Source organism: Mycobacterium sp. E3198 (assembly GCF_001667015.1).
Lineage (GTDB): Bacteria > Actinomycetota > Actinomycetes > Mycobacteriales > Mycobacteriaceae > Mycobacterium.
Window position 1 is genome coordinate 16,390 of record NZ_LZIS01000092.1, and the last position, 17,268, is coordinate 33,657.

Consider the following 17,268-nt stretch of genomic DNA (forward strand, 5'->3'; position numbering starts at 1 on the left):
CTCATGTTACATTTTTTCGACAGTCGCACAAGAGCTGTAATGGTCAGCGGGGGTGGGCCGCGAAGAACTGCCACAGGGCCTGGCTCGCGAACGGCGGCCACTCGTGCCCGGCGCCGGCGACGGTGACGAGCACGACGCCGCGGCCCTCGGCGCAGTCGGCCGTCGACGTGGTCACCGGGCCGCTGGTGGTGACGGCCGGGGCGCCGCAGTGATCGACGCCGCGCCAGAACGCATTCACCTCCGGCACCGACGGGCCGTTGATGACGCTGAAGCCCTGGCCGCCGCCGTACGGGACGAGCCGGTCGATGGTGCCGTGAATGTGCATGACCGACGTCGGACGCGGGGCTCGGCACGCGTTCAGCTGCGTACCGGCGACCGGGCCGATCGCGGCGAAAATGTCGGTGGTGCACGCCAGCGTGAAGGCCATGATGGCGCCGTTGCTCATGCCGGTCGCGTAGACCCTGGCCGGGTCGACGCCCAGGTTCCTGGCGACGTCGGCGACGGCCGCCTTGATGAAGCCGACGTCGTCGACGCCGTCCCGACCGGACCGGCCGCAGCAGGTCTCCCCGTCGACGTTCCAGGCCCGGCCGAGGCCATCAGGGTAGGCGACCAGGAACTTGCCCGAATCGGCCAAGCCGTCCCACCGGTAGTCCCTTTCGACCTGCCTGGCGCTGCCGGAATAGCCGTGCATCACGACGACCAGCGGGGCCGAGGCGGGCACGCCGGCGGGCCGGTACAGCCGGTAGCTGCGGTCGAGGCCGCCGACCTTGATGTGGTGCAGGCTGGTTCCGGTTACGAAGCCCGACGGCGGATCGGACCACGACGAGCAACCCGCGAGCAGGAGAACCACGCCGGCGAGCGCCGCGAGCCGACCGAGCACGGGCGCCGAGATCAGCTGCCGGTCTTTTCCCGCAGGAACGCGATGTCGTCCTTGCGGCCCTCGTCGGCGGTTTCGCAGATGACGGGGGCGTCGGCGGCCTTGACGACCGCGGCCAGCAGCTCGGGATCGATCTTCCCGGCGCCGAAGTTGGCGTGCCGGTCGGCGCCCGAGCCCGCCGCGTCGCGCGAGTCGTTGCAGTGCACCAGGTCGATGCGCCCGGTCAGCGCCTTGATCCGGTCGACCGCGTCGATCAGCTCCTCACCCGCGGCCCACGCGTGGCAGGTGTCCAGGCAGAAGCCAATCCCCTTGTCCCCGATGCGATCCCACAACCTGCCGATGGTGTCGAAATAGCGGGCCATCGCGTGGTCGCCGCCCGCGGTGTTCTCCAGGTACACCTGCACATCGGATTCCAGGTAGTCCAGCGCCTTGACCCAGCGTTCGAAACCGGCCTCCATGTCGTTGTCGTCGGCGTGGCCGCCGTGCACGATCACCGCCGTCGCGTTGATCTCCGCCGCCGCGTCGCAGGTGTCCTGCAGGATCTTGCGCGACGGGATGCGGATGCGGTTGTTCGCCGAGGCCACATTGATGAGGTACGGCGCGTGGACGTACAGCGGGATGGTCGACGCCTTCAGCGCCTCGGCGTCGTCGCGCGGCTTGGGCTTCTTCCAGCTCTGCGGGTTGCCGAGGAAGAACTGGACCGCGTCGGCGCCGTCGGCCTGCGCGGCGGCCAGGGGGTCGTCGGAGTGGACGTGCGAACCGATGAGCACGGTGGCCAGTGTAATGAGGAGTGGCGACGCCAGGGGACCGCCCGCGCACCGACAGGTGACTTCCAAAAGCGGTAGCACCGGCGCTATCGCATTCGCGGATCGAGTGGCGGGTCCCACGCGACGCTGATGTGGCGAATGTGCCGCGACTGCCATGCTGACTTTCGCTGCGTGCCCAAGCGAATAAACTCTCCCTCATGCAGCTAGTGCGGGTGGACACCGGCGCTGTGCAGGCGATGTCCGGCCGGTGGGCCGCCGCCGCGGGCGAACTTGCCTACACGGTGGCTCCTGCTGGGGTCGGCTTGTCGTGTCAAGCGAGCGCCGCGGCGGTCGCCGCCGCCCACGCCGACGTCACGGCGTTCACCGCCGCGCTGACGATCCGCGTAGGCGGCCACGCCACCCGCGTTGGGGAGGCCGACGCCGCGTACCTGGCCAATGAAGCCGATGCGGCCCAAACGATGACCGCATTGATGCCTCCCGTCACCTTCGCATAGCCATGCCAGCGGTTGCTGGGATTGCCGGCCTCTCTCAGCTGATGGCCTGGCCCACCCAACATCTCACCGAGGCCGCCGAGCACTGGGAAGCAGTGGCCGGGCGCAGCTACGCGGTGGCCAGTCAAGTGTGGCGCGACGCGCTAACGGCCGATTGGCACGGCGAGGGCGTCGACGCGCTGCGTACCGCGACGCACTCAGACATGCTGACGACCAGCGCGGCCGCCGACCAGTTGCAAGCGGCGGCCAAGGTGGCCCGCAGCGGCGCCTCCGATCTGTACGCGGCGCGACCGCGAGTGCGCTATGCGGTCGAAGACGCCAATACGGCCGGATTCGGCGTGGGTGAAGACATGTCGGTTACCGACCGCTCCACTGGGGGATCGGCCACGCAGCGCGCCGCCCGACAAGCTCAGGCGCAAGCCCTCGCCGCCGACATCCGCCAGCGCGCCGCACAGCTGCTCGCTGTAGATCAACAAGTTGCCGGCAAAGTCGCCGCAGCTGTGGCGGGGATCCGCGACACCTTCACGCAGAGCCCGGCACCGGTTTCGCCGACGCGCGAACCAAGAGTTCAAAGTGTTGATCGCCGCTGGAAACAAGATCCGGCGCAGCCTGATCCGGACGCCGATCCACCATGGAAGAACCTGCCGTCACCACGCAACGCGCAAGACATCAGAGATGCGTTGCGACAACTGCCCCGAGGCAAGAACCGGCCGAATCGCCAGTTGAATACCCCCGGGGAGATCAGGGACCTTTGGGACTGGCTGGTGAAGAACGCTCGCGACCTGCCACAACGAGGCGATGTTACGCGCAAGGTTCTCGAAGATGGAACCGAGATAAGCATCCGTCCCGGGAGCAAGTCGGGTGGGCCGACCATCGAAGCGCTGCTTCCAGGTTCCGGAAAGAACCCGAAAGTGCACTTGCCGTTGTCACCGTTCGTCGATGAGCCCCCGCAGCTGCCGCCGGTACTTCATCCCCCTCCCGCGGCACCCGCGCCACCGGCGCCTGGACACCCCCTGCCGGCACCGCTGCCGCCGACGCAGTTCGCGGATCCAGCTGATCTACCGCCGTGGTTGAAGGATCCGTCGCCGCCCGGATTCAGCGTCAGCCCGGTGCAGCAGCCGCCCGTGTTTGGTTGGGATCAGCCGGATGCGCCGGCGCCACCGGTCACCCACCCTGAGCCCCCACCGGCGGGTGGCCAGCCGTGGCTGCCCGAGATCGGTCATGATCTCAGCGAGGGAGGCAAAAAGGTGTTCGGATGGGTTGTGGTCGGGGGAGTTTTGGTATGGACCCTCCTTTCCGGAGGCGGCCAGGGCGGCGAGGCGTCCCTGCCATGAGTGCGTTGTCCCCGTCGCCGCGGTGGCGGCCTCTACCATCATCCCCACTCGTCGACGCGTTACGCGAAGACGAAGAGATCGAAGATGTTGTCGCTTTATCCGGAGCCGAGGTACCCGAATGGGTACAGCGGTTGAGTCTTCCGGTGAATTGGGAATTACTGGAGCTCCCCGACGTTCCGGACCAGGCGATTTGTCGGATGGCCGTGTGTGGACCACGCGGTAATGGTGAGTGGGACGCTGCCGACACAATCAGCTTATTCGGCTACACCGGCTGGCCTACCTTCTACGACGTGTTGCACAACGCCGACGGCACGTTGCGGGCTCTCAACGGCACCGAGATTGCCGTCCAGGTACTGCCCGTTCCTCCGATCCAATGGACGGCCGCAGTGCGCAGCAGCGGCGTCGCCCTCATTGGTGAACGAAGCGTTTGGGTCCAAGTGACCAACTATGTTGCCGGTTCTGAGCAGCCGCACGCGGGACGGCTGATCGTACACAGCGTCTACCTCGACACCCCGTCTCGTGCGCGGCTGGCCGAGGACGTCACCCAGCTCAGCGACGCGGTCTATCAGGGGTTCGTGGCCGCACTCCTCAACCAGACGGGCGCGGTTTAGTCGTCGCTCGCCACCAGTAGCGCCACGTTGTTCGTCTGGCGGTTGATCAAAACAAATTCATGAAAACCATCCGAGCCGACGACGTAACCCCAGTCATGTAGGGCGGTTTCGCGCATGTCCGGCAACTGGTAGCGGCTGGTCGCTTCTCGAATGCGCGGGTAGACCTCACGCTCCATGGCCGCCCGGTCATCGTCGGTCAACGGCACGGTGTAATCGGCCCAAGTGCGAATCAACGCTTCGGCATCGGCAGCCGACACCGACGAAAACACCTCCGGAGTAATCGCGTTCAACCAGTACGGCCCGTGAATGTTCTCGGCGTCTTTGAACTCCTCCGCTGCATAGCTGTCGCGATAACGCAAGTGGTGGGTCAACAATGCCAACACCTGGTGGTCGTCCGCGTCGGATGGCAACCCAAACAACTTGATCAACACCCATTGCCGACTGGTCCGGAAGTTGATGAATACCTCGCCCTGGTAAACCAACAACTCCTCTGCGGGCACGGCGCCAGTCCCCACGCCTCCAGGCTCGTCCATCGCGCTTGTCACCTCCGTCGCCTAAGAGCACACGCGAAATGTCGCCGGGAAGCAAGCCACTCAGTGCTGCCCGGTTCCCCGGCCATCAGACGCAAAAACCCCCGACACGCCGTGCGTGCGGGGGCTTTTGCGTCTGGTGGCGCTACTTAGCGGTAGTCGCTGTACCCGTAGTCGTCCAGCGGGACCGCGGCCCCGGTGGCCTGGCCGAAGTCGGGGCTGTAGTAGTGATCCTCGTAGGAGGGGATCGTGTACGCCGCGGCGCGGGCCTCCTCGGTCGGCTGCACCTGGATGTTGCGGTACCGGTTGATGCCGGTACCCGCCGGGATCAGCTTTCCGATGATCACGTTCTCCTTCAGACCGTTGAGCTTGTCGCTGCGGCAGTTGATCGCCGCGTCGGTCAGCACTCGCGTGGTCTCCTGGAACGACGCCGCACTCAGCCACGAGTCGGTGGCGAGGCTCGCCTTCGTGATACCCATCAGCACCGGACGTCCGGCGGCGGGCTCGCCGCCCTCGGCCACCACCCGGCGGTTCTCCGCCTCGAACTCCGCGCGGTCGATCAGCGAGCCGGGCAGGAACTCCGTCGAGCCCGAGTCGATGATGGTGACGCGGCGCAGCATCTGGCGGACGATCACCTCGATGTGCTTGTCGTGGATCGACACACCCTGGGCGCGGTAGACCTCCTGGACCTCGCGGACCAGGTGGATCTGCACCTCGCGAGGGCCCTGCACGCGCAGCACCTCGTGCGGGTCGGCCGAGCCCTCCATCAGCTGCTGGCCCACCTCGACGTGGTCGCCGTCCGACAGCACCCGCTCGGAGCCGTCCTCGTGCTTGAACACACGAAGCCGCTGCCGCTTGGAGAGCTTGTCGTAGACGACTTCCTCGCCCCCGTCGTCGGGAACGATGGTGATCTTGTAGAACCGCTCGCCGTCCTCGAGGCGCACCCGCCCGGTGACGTCGGCGATCGGCGCCTTGCCGCGCGGCACGCGGGCCTCGAACAGCTCCTGGACCCGGGGCAGACCGCCGGTGATGTCCTCACCGACACCACCCTGGTGGAAGGTGCGCATGGTCAGCTGCGTGCCCGGCTCACCGATGGACTGGGCCGCGACGATGCCGACGGCCTCGCCGATGTCGACCAGCTTGCCGGTAGCCATCGACCGCCCGTAGCAGGTCGCGCACACCCCGGTGCCGGTGGTGCACGTCAGCACCGAGCGCACCTTGATCTGCGTGATGCCCGCCGCCAGCAGGGCGTCGATCGACGGATCGCCGAGGTCCTCGCCGCGCGCGACGACGACGTTGCCGGCCTCGTCGACCGCGTCGGTGCCCAAAGTCCGCGCGTACGCCGAGGTTTCGATGTACGGGTCGCGGATCAGGGTGCCGTCGGGCTGGCGCTCGGCCAGCTCGACCACGATGCCGCGCTCGGTCTGGCAGTCGTGCTCGCGGACGATGACGTCCTGGCTCACGTCCACCAGGCGGCGGGTCAGGTAACCCGAGTCGGCGGTGCGCAACGCGGTGTCCGCCAGGCCCTTTCGGGCGCCGTGGGTGTTGATGAAGTACTCCAGCACGGTCAGGCCCTCGCGGAAGGAGGACTTGACCGGGCGCGGGATGAACTCACCCTTCGGGTTGGTCACCAGGCCCTTCATGCCGGCCAGCGTTCGGGTCTGGGTGAAGTTACCCGTGGCGCCCGAGTCGACGATCGTGATGATCGGGTTGTCGGCGGGGTAGTGCTCGCGGAGCGCCTGACCCACCTCGTCGGTGGCTTCCTTCCAGATCTCGACCAGCGCCTCGTTGCGCTCGTCGTGGTTCAAAGCACCACGCTGGAACTGCTTTTCGACCTTGTCCGCGCGGTCCTCGTACTGGTCGAGGATCTCCTTCTTGCGCGGCGGGACCAACACGTCGGCCATCGAGACCGTGACACCGCTGCGGGTCGCCCAGTGGAAGCCGGCGTCCTTGAGCTTGTCGACGGTCTGCGCGACCACGATCATCGGGTAGCGCTCGGCCAGGTCGTTGATGATGGCGGCCTGCACCTTCTTGTGCATCTGCTTGTTCACGAACGGGTAGCCCACCGGCAGCAGCTCGTTGAACAGCACCCGGCCCAGCGTCGTCTCGGCCATCCAGGCATCCCCCGGCTGCCAGCCGTTGGCCCCGAAGAGCTCGGCCTCGATCTCGGCCGGCGGACGCAGCTGCGTCAGCCGGACCTTGATCTTGGCGCGCACCGAGAGCAGCCCGCGGTCCGACGCCATGATCGCCTCGGCCGGCGAGGAGTACACGCCGACCTCCGGGGTGTCCTTGGCGGCGGGCGAGTATTCGCCCTTGTCGCCGTCGACCTCGGTGGTCAGGTAGTACAGGCCGGTCACCATGTCCAGTCGCGGCATGGCCAGCGGGCGGCCGGACGCCGGCGACAGGATGTTGTTGGAGGACAGCATCAGGATGCGGGCTTCGGCCTGCGCCTCCGCGCTCAGCGGCAGGTGCACGGCCATCTGGTCGCCGTCGAAGTCGGCGTTGAAGGCCTCACACACCAGCGGGTGCAGCTGAATCGCCTTGCCTTCCACCAGCATCGGCTCGAAGGCCTGGATGCCCAGTCGGTGCAGGGTGGGCGCGCGGTTCAGCAGCACCGGGTGCTCGGCGATGACCTCCTCGAGCACGTCCCACACCTGGGGACGCTGCCGCTCGACCATCCGCTTGGCGCTCTTGATGTTCTGCGCGTGGTTGAGGTCGACGAGCCGCTTCATCACGAACGGCTTGAACAGCTCCAGCGCCATCAGCTTGGGCAGGCCGCACTGGTGCAGCTTGAGCTGCGGGCCGACCACGATGACGCTGCGGCCGGAGTAGTCGACGCGCTTACCGAGCAGGTTCTGGCGGAACCGGCCCTGCTTGCCCTTGAGCAGATCCGAGAGCGACTTCAGCGGACGGTTGCCCGGCCCGGTGACCGGACGCCCGCGGCGGCCGTTGTCGAACAGCGCGTCCACCGACTCCTGCAGCATCCGCTTCTCGTTGTTGACGATGATCTCGGGCGCCCCGAGGTCGATCAGCCTCTTGAGCCGGTTGTTGCGGTTGATCACGCGGCGGTACAGGTCGTTGAGGTCGGACGTGGCGAACCGGCCACCGTCGAGCTGGACCATCGGGCGCAGCTCCGGCGGGATCACCGGCACCGCGTCGAGCACCATGCCCATCGGCGAGTTGCCCGACTGCTGGAAGGCGGCGACCACCTTCAGCCGCTTCAGGGCGCGAAGCTTCTTCTGCCCCTTGCCGCTTCGAATGACCTCGCGCAGGTTCTCGGCCTCGGCGTCGATGTCGAAGTTCTCGATCAGCTTCTGGATCGACTCCGCACCCATGGCGCCGGTGAAGTACTCGCCGTAGCGGTCGACGATCTCCCGGTAGAGGTTCTCGTCGACGATCAGCTGCTTGGGGGCCAGCTTGGTGAAGGTGTTCCAGATGTCGTCCAGCCGGTCCAGCTCACGCTGGGCGCGGTCGCGGATCTGGCGCATCTCGCGCTCGCCACCGTCCCGAACCTTGCGCCGGGCATCGGCTTTGGCGCCCTCGGCCTCGAGCTCGGCCAGGTCGGCCTCCAGCTTCTGCGCCCGGGCCTCCAGCTCGGCGTCGCGCTGGTCCTCAACGCCCTTGCGCTCCACCATCATCTCGGCCTCGAGCGTCGAGAGCTCGTTGTGCCGCATCTCGTCGTCAACCGACGTGATCACGTACGCCGCGAAGTAGATGATCTTCTCGAGATCCTTCGGGGCGAGGTCGAGCAGGTACCCCAGCCGCGACGGCACACCCTTGAAGTACCAGATGTGCGTGACCGGGGCGGCCAGTTCGATGTGGCCCATCCGCTCGCGGCGCACCTTGGCGCGGGTCACCTCGACGCCGCACCGCTCACAGATGATGCCCTTGAAGCGGACGCGCTTGTACTTGCCGCAGTAGCACTCCCAGTCGCGAGTCGGTCCGAAGATCTTCTCGCAGAACAGGCCGTCCTTCTCCGGCTTGAGCGTGCGGTAGTTGATCGTCTCCGGCTTCTTGACCTCGCCGTAAGACCATTGCCGGATGTCCTCCGCGGTGGCCAGGCCGATGCGGAGTTCATCGAAGAAGTTGACGTCGAGCACGTAACTCCCTTTCCCCTTGCGGGTTTAGTAACTAATTAAGCCAAGTCCTCAACAGAGGCGGATTCGTTGCGGGACAGGTTGATTCCCAAGTTGGCCGCGGCCCGCTCGAGATCCTCGTCCTCGCCCTCGCGCAGCTCGATCGCCGCGCCGTCGCTGGACAGCACCTCGACGTTGAGGCACAGCGACTGCAGCTCCTTGAGCAGCACCTTGAACGACTCGGGGATGCCCGGCTCGGGGATGTTCTCGCCCTTGACGATCGCCTCGTACACCTTGACCCGGCCGACGGTGTCGTCGGACTTGATGGTCAACAGCTCCTGCAGCGTGTACGCGGCGCCGTAGGCCTGCATGGCCCAGCACTCCATCTCACCGAACCGCTGGCCACCGAACTGCGCCTTACCGCCCAGCGGCTGCTGGGTGATCATCGAGTACGGGCCGGTGGAGCGGGCGTGGATCTTGTCATCGACCAGGTGGTGCAGCTTCATGATGTACATGAAGCCGACGGTCACCGGGTACGGGAACGGCTCGCCGCTGCGGCCGTCGAACAGCACCGCCTTGCCGTCGCCGTTGACCAGCACCTCGCCGTCGCGGTTGGGCAGCGTCGCCGACAGCAACCCCTGCAGCTCGGCCTCCTGCGCGCCGTCGAACACCGGCGTCGACACGATGGCGTTGGGCTCCGCGTGCAGCAGCTCCTCCGGCAGGTTGCCGGCCCAGTCCGGGACGCCCTTGCCGGTGTCGACCTTCCAGCCGCTGTGCGCGCACCAGCCGAGGTGCGTTTCCAGGATCTGGCCGATGTTCATCCGTCGCGGCACACCGTGGGTGTTCAGGATGATGTCCACGGGGGTGCCGTCCGGCAGGAAGGGCATGTCCTCCTGCGCCAGGATCTTGCCGATCACGCCCTTGTTGCCGTGCCGGCCCGCCAGCTTGTCGCCGTCGGAGATCTTGCGCTTCTGGGCCACGTAGACGCGGACCAGCTCGTTGACACCGGCCGGCAGCTCGTCGTCGTCCTCGCGGGAGAACACCCGGATGCCGATGACCTTGCCGGACTCGCCGTGCGGCACCTTCAGGGAAGTGTCGCGGACCTCGCGGGCCTTCTCGCCGAAGATCGCCCGCAGCAGCCGCTCCTCCGGGGTCAGCTCGGTCTCACCCTTCGGGGTGACCTTGCCGACCAGGATGTCGCCGTCGCGGACCTCGGCACCGATGCGGACGATGCCGCGCTCGTCGAGGTCGGCCAGGACCTCGTCGGAGACGTTCGGGATGTCCCGGGTGATCTCCTCGGCGCCCAGCTTGGTGTCGCGGGCATCGATCTCGTGCTCCTCGATGTGGATCGAGGTGAGCACGTCCTCTTCGACCAGGCGGTTGGAGAGGATGATCGCGTCCTCGTAGTTGTGGCCCTCCCACGGCATGATCGCGACCAGCAGGTTCTTACCGAGCGCCATCTCGCCGTTCTCGGTGCAGGGACCGTCGGCGATGACCTGGCCGGCCTCGACGCGGTCGCCCGCGTCCACGATCGGCGACTGGTTGGCGCACGTGCCGTGGTTGGAGCGGGCGAACTTGCGCATCCGGTAGGTGTGCCGGGTGCCGTCGTCGGCCATCACGGTGATGTAGTCGGCGGAGACCTCCTCGATCACCCCGGCCTTGTCGGCGACGACGACGTCGCCGGCGTCGATCGCGGCACGCAGCTCCATGCCGGTGCCCACCAGCGGCGCCTCGCTGCGCACCAGCGGAACCGCCTGGCGCTGCATGTTGGCGCCCATCAGGGCACGGTTGGCGTCGTCGTGCTCGAGGAACGGGATCATGGCCGTGGCCACCGACACCATCTGGCGCGGCGACACGTCCATGTAGTCCACCTCGGACGAGGGCACGTATTCGACCTCGCCCGCCTTGCGGCGGACCAGGACGCGGCCCTCGACGAACCGGCCGTCGGCGTCGATCGGCGAGTTGGCCTGCGCCACCACGTGGCGGTCCTCCTCGTCGGCGGTCAGGTAGACGATCTCGTCGCTGACCACACCGTCGACCACCTTGCGGTACGGCGTCTCGATGAACCCGAACGGGTTGACCCTCGCGTACACCGACAGCGAGCCGATCAGACCGATGTTCGGACCCTCGGGGGTCTCGATCGGGCACATGCGGCCGTAGTGCGATGGGTGCACGTCGCGGACCTCGAGGCCGGCGCGCTCACGGGACAGACCGCCGGGGCCCAGCGCCGACAGGCGGCGCTTGTGGGTGAGGCCCGACAGCGGGTTGTTCTGGTCCATGAACTGCGACAGCTGGCTGGTGCCGAAGAACTCCTTGATCGCGGCGACGACCGGCCGGATGTTGATCAGCGTCTGCGGCGTGATCGCCTCGACGTCCTGGGTGGTCATCCGCTCTCGGACGACGCGCTCCATCCGCGACATGCCGACCCGGATCTGGTTCTGGATCAGCTCACCGACCGTGCGCAACCGGCGGTTGCCGAAGTGGTCGATGTCGTCGGTCTCCACCGGCACCTCGACGCCGCCGGGGACGGTCATCGTGGCCTGCCCCTCGTGCAGGCGGACCAGGTACTCGATGGTGGCGACGACGTCCTCTTCGGTCAGCGTGGTCGCCGTGATCGGGTCCTTGGTGTTCAGGCCCAGCTTCTTGTTGACCTTGTAGCGACCCACCCGGGCCAGGTCGTAGCGCTTCTCCTTGAAGAACAGGTTCTCCAGCAGGGTCTGCGCGGACTCCTTGGTCGGCGGCTCGCCCGGACGCAGCTTGCGGTAGATGTCCAGCAGCGCCTCGTCGGTGCCGGCGGTGTTGTCCTTCTCCAGCGTCGACATCATGATCTCGGAGAAGCCGAACCGCTCGGTGATCCGCTCGGCGCTCCAGCCGAGCGCCTTGAGCAGCACGGTGACCGGCTGCCGGCGCTTGCGGTCGATGCGCACGCCGACGGTGTCGCGCTTGTCGACGTCGAACTCGAGCCAGGCGCCCCGGCTGGGGATCACCTTGACGCTGTGCAGTGTCTTCTCGGTGGACTTGTCGATCGTCTCGTCGAAGTACACGCCGGGCGAACGCACCAGCTGGCTGACGACGACGCGCTCGGTCCCGTTGATGATGAAGGTGCCCTTCTCGGTCATCATCGGGAAGTCGCCCATGAACACCGTCTGGCTCTTGATCTCGCCGGTGTTGTTGTTGATGAACTCGGCCGTGACGAACAGCGGGGCCGCGTAGGTCATGTCCTTGTCTTTGCACTCGTCGACCGGCGCCTTGACCTCGTCAAAGCGGGGGTCGGAGAAAGACAGCGACATCGAGCCCGAGAAGTCCTCGATCGGCGACAGCTCGTAGAGGACCTCTTCCAGGCCACCCACCGGGCTGGCTTCCCCGCGGCCGGCGGCGCCCTCGCGCCAGTGCGGCGAGCCGATCAACCACTCGAAGGAGTCGGTCTGCACGTCAAGAAGCCCCGGAACTTCGAGCGGTTCGCGGAGCTTGGCGAAGGAAACTCGGTTAGGCGCCCCGGGCACGGAGCCATTGGTGGAACTTTTTTGGCGACGCTTGCTCTGGCGGGAATCTGCCAAGATGCATCCTTCCAGCACCTCGTGCGACTCACGGGAACCGGGGACACCGGCTGCGTTCGCCGCATCAATTTTGTCGGTATGGCCGGCGAACGATCTGCCCGGATCTCACGCGCACAACTAAATAGCTAAGCCGCGGGTGGGGGCTCAGGCTAAGACCACGATGTCAGGTGGCGGGTGAGGTGGGCAGGAAGTAGCCAGCGCAACGTCCAACAATAGCGCAGGCGCGCGCATTCCTCAACTACCCACAACAATCTGCCCAGGGACATCGGCGCTGGCAGGCAAATCGACTTTCCCGTGGACACATGCTGCCCAACAGACTGACCCGTTTACGCCCTGTCGTCAAGAGGACGGAGCGGCAAGTTGCGCCAAGTTATCGCAAAATTTTCACCGGCCGCCGGGTCCGCCACGGCGCGCTAGCCGCCGCCGAACTCGGTGGACCGGTACTTGTGGGTGCCCTCCAGATCGTCGAGGATCGCCGCCTGAGCCTTCTTGGGCAGCGTATGCAGAATCTCGCGCACGCGGGCCTGGCGGCGCGCGACGGCCTTGCGCTCAGGCATGCCCGGCGTCGCGACGATCTGCGGCGGCACGCCCTCGATTTCTTCGACGCCGCCGGCGTGGTGACCCGCGTCGAGCAGCGCCTGCTCTTCGGCCATGGTGGCCTCGTCCTTCTCCTCGGACATGCCGATGGGGCCGATGCGCCGGCCGTTGAGGAACTGCCGCACCACCGGCTCGTCGCTGGTCAGCAGCACCTCGCGCGGGCCGAACATGACCAGCTTGCGGCGGAACAACATGCCCATGTTGTCCGGCACCGTGCGGGCGATGTTGATGTTGTGCGTCACGATCAGGACGGTGGCGTCGATCTGGGCGTTGATGTCGAGGATCAGCTGGCTCAGGTAGGCGGTACGGACCGGGTCCAGACCGGAGTCGGGCTCGTCGCACAGGATGATCTGCGGGTCCATCACCAGCGCCCGGGCCAGGCTGGCGCGCTTGCGCATACCGCCGGAGATCTCGCCGGGGAACTTCTTCTCGTCGCCGCCCAGGCCCACCAGGGAGAGCTTCTCCATGACGATGTCACGGATCTCGCTTTCCTTCTTCTTGGTGTGCTCGCGCAGCGGGAACGCCGCGTTGTCGAAGAGGTTCATCGAGCCGAACAGCGCGCCGTCCTGGAACATCACGCCGAACAGCGTGCGGATCTCGTAGAGCTCCTTGGCCGAACATTCCAGGATGTCCGTGCCGTCGATCATGATCGAGCCGCGCTCGGGGCGCAGCAGACCGATCAGCGACTTGAGGAACACCGATTTGCCGGTACCCGACGGCCCCAGCAGGACGCTGACCTCCCCGGCGGGGACATCCAACGATACGTCTTCCCAAATTCTCGAGGGACCGAAGGACTTGGTCAGTCCCCTCACCTCGATAGCGACGCCCATGGGAGATCCTTCCGTCGACGCTTGTGCCCGCCACCTGCCCTTTTCTGTGGCATGAGTCACTGTAGCGCACGCTCGGTGGACCGCATCAGGGTTGGACGGCACCGCAGGCAAAAATTGGCCGAGCTGAGATGGGAGCGCACGTCGGCGGTGCGCGTTATTGACGGAGGTGTTAGCCAGCCGGCGCCCAGTTGCCGTGGAATCCCATCGGCACCCGCTGCGGCAGATGCACGGTCGCCACCGACTCGAGGGTCCGCGCGTCCAGCAGCACCAACTGCCCTTCGTCGCGGTCGCGGTGGTAGGCGTAGCCCATCAGGATGCCGTCGTCTTCGGCGCGTTCCCCCGGGTTGGCAACGAAGGACATCTCGCCGAGCGCAAGGGCGGGATCGAGGGCCGCGACCTCGCGCGAGCCGGTCGCGTAGTCGTGCTTGTAGAGCCCCGCCTCGGCGCCCTGGAACGACGCGCCGATGGTGTAGCCGTAGCGGTGCCGCCCGCCCAGCAGGGCCTCGTTGATCCGGGGGAATTCCTGGGGCCGGTCGTCGCGGCATTCGCTGGTGACGGCGCCGGTCGCCAGGTTGATGATCCAGCGGTCCAGCGTCGGCGGCGCTTCGCCGGGGCCACGACGGTCGCGGTCGAACATTCGCGCGTAGCGCACCACGTCGAGCACCAAAACCTCTGCCCCGCCCCGCATTTCGGAATAGGCGTTGAGCGGGTGGTAGACGTAGCAGGGTTCGATGTCGAACCAGCGGATGTCGGAGTTACCGCCCTCGCGGGGCATCACCCCGATGCGCGCCGGATACTTCGGGTTCCACGCGTACGGCATCCGGTCGGAGTGCCTCGGGTCGCGGTTCATCATCGCGTGGATCGGGCCGGGCACCCGGACCCGTCCGACCAGCGACTGCATCACCAGCCGGGCCGGTGCCGATAGCCAGCGCGGCATGTTCAACGGCAGCGCCTGCGCGGCGTCGAACGTCACCGGCAGGTCGTAGATCACCACATATTTGTCGGTCAGCGAGAAGTCGTGCATCATCGGCGACCCGGACACCTCGATGTCGACGGTGCGGCGCGCGCGCCCCCGGGTGTCAATCACCGAGTACTGCACGGTGCGCCCGCGGGCGAACGAGTAGGACACCGCGTGCAGTTCGCCGGTGCGTGGATCGCGGTGCGGGTGAGCGGTGTAACCACCGGCCAGGGTGCCGTCGAAGTCGCACGTCCCGACGGTGTCGAGCTCCTCGGTCAGCTCGTAGTTGGCGACGCCGCCCTCGACGAGCGCCAGGGTCCGTCCGGCGTGGGTCAGCACGTTGGTATTGGCGCCCAGCGAGAGCATGCCCGCCCGCGGGTCGAGCCGGGCCGGCGCCGGCTCGCCGAGGCCGGCGCACACCGACAGGCTGCGCACCCAGCGGTTGCGGTACCAGTTGGCCTTGCCGTCGCGCAGTGCCACCCCGTGCACCATGCCGTCACCGGAAAACCAGTGATAGGTGGCCGGGTCGACCTCTTCGGCCGGGTTCGGCCCGTTGCGCAGATAGCGCCCGTCGAGGTGCTCGGGGATGTGCCCGGTGACCTCCAGATCGGTCGCGGTCACCTCGGCGCCCACCGGCGCCAGGAAGCCCTCGAGATACGGATTCCGGGTGGGGGCGGTTTGCACGGACGTCATCGCTGAGCTCCTATAACATTGTTATTTCGCCGTTATTGGGACGGTACGCCGGTGATGGGAAGATGGCAACGGTGATTTTGAGATGACTTCGGAGACCCAACGCAGCGTCCGCGACGAGATGCTGCACGCCGCCGTCGGCCTGCTCGACGAGCACGGGCCGGACGCGCTGCAGACGCGCCGGGTGGCCGGCGCCGCGGGGACCTCGACGATGGCGCTGTACACCCATTTCGGCGGGATGCGGGGCCTGATCGCGGGGGTCGCCGAGGAGGGCCTGCGGCAGTTCGACGCCGCGTTGACGGTGCCCGAAACCGACGACCCGGTCGCCGACCTGTTCGCCGTCGGCGCCGCCTACCGGCGCTACGCCATCGAACGCCCGCACATGTATCGGCTGATGTTCGGCAGCACCAGCGCGCACGGCATCAACGCACCCGCGGGCAACGTCCTGGCCCTGACGGTCGCCGAGATCGAGCAGGGCATCCCCAGCTTCGCGCACGTGGTGCGAGCGGTGCGGCGGTCGATGCTGGCCGGCCGGATCAGCGTCGGCTCCGCAGACGACGACGAAACCGTGGTAGCCACCGCGGCCCAGTTCTGGGCGCTGGTGCACGGCTTCGTGATGCTCGAATTGGCCGGCTTCTACGGACCCGATGGCGCAGCCGTCGCGCCGGTGCTTGGCTCGCTGACGTCGAATTTCCTTGTGGCTCTGGGGGATTCACCCGAGCGCGTGCGAAGGTCGCAACGCGCCGCCGTCGGGGTCCGCTGAGCGCACGAAACCCCCGGAAGGGCGCTTCCGGGGGTTTCGCGAAGTAGCGCTACTTGACGGTGACGGTGGCGCCGGCGGCCTCGAGCTTGGCCTTGGCGTCGTCGGCCGCCTCCTTGGCGACCTTCTCCAGCAGCGGCTTGGGCGCGCCGTCGACCAGGTCCTTGGCCTCCTTGAGGCCCAGGCCGGAGACGATCTCGCGGACCACCTTGATGACGCCGATCTTCTTGTCGCCGGCGGCCTCGAGGATGACGTCGAACTCCGACTGCTCCTCGGCGGCCTCGGCGGGCGCACCACCGGCGGCCGGACCACCGGCGGCGGCGACGGCGACCGGGGCGGCCGCGGTGACCTCGAAGGTCTCCTCGAACTTCTTGACGAAGTCCGAGAGCTCCAGCAGGGTCATTTCCTTGAACGCGTCGAGCAGGTCGTCAGCAGTCATTTTTGCCATGGGTATGGGTCCTTCCTAATCGGGTTGGGGTTATTCGGCTTCGGCCGGCGTCTCGGCCGTTTCAGCCGGTGCCTCGGGGGTTTCTTCGGCGGGTGCCGCCGGTGCTTCCGCGACCGGAGCGGCAGGCTCCGGCGCCGCGGCTTCGGCGGGCTTCTTCTCCTGCAGGGCGGCCAGGAGGCGGGCCATCTGCGAGGTCGGGGCGGCGAACAGGCCGGCCGCCTTGGCGAGGTTGCCCTTCATCGCGCCGGCCAGCTTGGCCAGCAGCACCTCGCGGGACTCCAGGTCCGCGATGCGCTCGACCTCGGACACCGTCAGCGGGTGGCCGTCCATGTAGCCGCCCTTGATCACCAGGGCCTTGTTGTCCTTAGCGAAGGTCTTGAGGGCTTTGGCGGCGTCGACCGCCTCCCCGCTGACGAACGCGATGGCCGTCGGGCCGGCGAACAGCTCGTCGAGGCCCTCGATGCCGGCATCGGCGGCCGCCCGCTTGATCAGCGTGTTCTTGGCCACCGTGTAGGTGGCCGATCCCGCCAGCGACCGGCGCAGCTCGGCGAGGTTGGCCACCGTCAGACCGCGGTATTCGGTGATCAGGGTGGCCGTCGAGTCCTTGAACTGCTCCGCGATGTCTGCGACGGCGGTGGCCTTGTCAGACCTGGCCATGCATACCTCCTGTCAGTGAAAGTCTTCGCGATTCACCGGAGGAACGCCCAAGAACGACGAACGCCCCGGCGCAGGAAGCGGCCGG

13 protein-coding genes are annotated in these 17,268 nt (G+C 67.2%); 4 read left to right on the forward strand and 9 right to left on the reverse strand.

Going from position 1 to position 17,268, the window contains the following annotated elements:
• Nucleotides 1–43: 43 nt before the first annotated feature.
• Together A5673_RS09855 and A5673_RS09860 are read right to left on the reverse strand one after the other, a co-directional pair.
• The gene (locus A5673_RS09855; protein ID WP_068230613.1) at nt 44–880 is read right to left on the reverse strand and encodes a PHB depolymerase family esterase; all 837 of its coding nucleotides are present in this window, start codon (nt 878–880) and stop codon (nt 44–46) included.
• 11 nt (nt 881–891) lie between these two features.
• Nucleotides 892–1,647: a deoxyribonuclease IV gene (locus tag A5673_RS09860; protein ID WP_068230614.1), complete on the reverse strand. Its 756-nt coding sequence runs from the start codon at nt 1,645–1,647 to the stop codon at nt 892–894.
• 194 nt (nt 1,648–1,841) lie between these two features.
• On the opposite strand from A5673_RS09860, the gene A5673_RS09865 reads away from it, so the two are divergent.
• Genes A5673_RS09865 through A5673_RS29045 form a run of 3 tightly spaced genes read left to right on the forward strand, consistent with a single transcriptional unit; the run spans nt 1,842 to nt 4,080 of the window.
• Nucleotides 1,842–2,138, forward strand: a complete 297-nt coding sequence (locus tag A5673_RS09865; protein WP_068230618.1) for a hypothetical protein — start codon at nt 1,842–1,844, stop codon at nt 2,136–2,138.
• 41 nt (nt 2,139–2,179) lie between these two features.
• Nucleotides 2,180–3,469 carry a hypothetical protein gene (locus tag A5673_RS29040; RefSeq protein WP_156748057.1) on the forward strand — a complete coding sequence of 430 codons (1,290 nt, stop codon included), beginning with the start codon at nt 2,180–2,182 and terminating at the stop codon, nt 3,467–3,469.
• Nucleotides 3,466–4,080 carry a hypothetical protein gene (locus A5673_RS29045; RefSeq protein ID WP_156748059.1) on the forward strand — a complete coding sequence of 205 codons (615 nt, stop codon included), beginning with the start codon at nt 3,466–3,468 and terminating at the stop codon, nt 4,078–4,080. Before A5673_RS29040 ends, A5673_RS29045 begins: the two co-directional genes overlap by 4 nt.
• Here A5673_RS29045 and A5673_RS09875 read toward each other — a convergent pair.
• The 5 genes from A5673_RS09875 to A5673_RS09895 form a co-directional block, all read right to left on the reverse strand.
• The gene (locus tag A5673_RS09875) at nt 4,077–4,613 is read right to left on the reverse strand and encodes a hypothetical protein (RefSeq protein WP_156748061.1); all 537 of its coding nucleotides are present in this window, start codon (nt 4,611–4,613) and stop codon (nt 4,077–4,079) included. The two genes, A5673_RS29045 and A5673_RS09875, sit on opposite strands and share 4 nt — an antisense overlap.
• A 146-nt stretch (nt 4,614–4,759) precedes the next feature.
• Complete coding sequence (locus tag A5673_RS09880; RefSeq protein ID WP_068230635.1) at nt 4,760–8,710, reverse strand: DNA-directed RNA polymerase subunit beta'; 3,951 nt, start codon at nt 8,708–8,710, stop codon at nt 4,760–4,762.
• A 35-nt stretch (nt 8,711–8,745) separates the two neighbouring features.
• Nucleotides 8,746–12,243, reverse strand: coding sequence for a DNA-directed RNA polymerase subunit beta (locus A5673_RS09885; protein ID WP_156748062.1), 3,498 nt, complete (start codon nt 12,241–12,243; stop codon nt 8,746–8,748).
• Nucleotides 12,244–12,656: 413 nt separating this feature from the next.
• Nucleotides 12,657–13,670 (reverse strand): ABC transporter ATP-binding protein, encoded by a 1,014-nt coding sequence (locus tag A5673_RS09890; protein WP_068230642.1) that lies wholly within the window; start codon nt 13,668–13,670, stop codon nt 12,657–12,659.
• A gap of 169 nt (nt 13,671–13,839) precedes the next feature.
• Nucleotides 13,840–15,321 (reverse strand): carotenoid oxygenase family protein, encoded by a 1,482-nt coding sequence (locus tag A5673_RS09895; protein ID WP_068230645.1) that lies wholly within the window; start codon nt 15,319–15,321, stop codon nt 13,840–13,842.
• An 82-nt stretch (nt 15,322–15,403) separates the two neighbouring features.
• On the opposite strand from A5673_RS09895, the gene A5673_RS09900 reads away from it, so the two are divergent.
• On the forward strand, nt 15,404–16,081 hold the full coding sequence (locus A5673_RS09900; RefSeq protein WP_068230648.1) for a TetR/AcrR family transcriptional regulator: 678 nt from the start codon (nt 15,404–15,406) through the stop codon (nt 16,079–16,081).
• Between the two features lie 49 nt (nt 16,082–16,130).
• Here the strand turns inward: A5673_RS09900 and rplL are convergent, their stop codons facing one another.
• Entirely contained in the window at nt 16,131–16,526 is a 396-nt protein-coding gene (gene rplL, locus A5673_RS09905; protein WP_068230652.1) for a 50S ribosomal protein L7/L12, read from the reverse strand.
• Between the two features lie 30 nt (nt 16,527–16,556).
• Nucleotides 16,557–17,183: a 50S ribosomal protein L10 gene (rplJ, locus tag A5673_RS09910; protein WP_068230655.1), complete on the reverse strand. Its 627-nt coding sequence runs from the start codon at nt 17,181–17,183 to the stop codon at nt 16,557–16,559.
• Between the last annotated feature and the right edge of the window lie 85 nt (nt 17,184–17,268).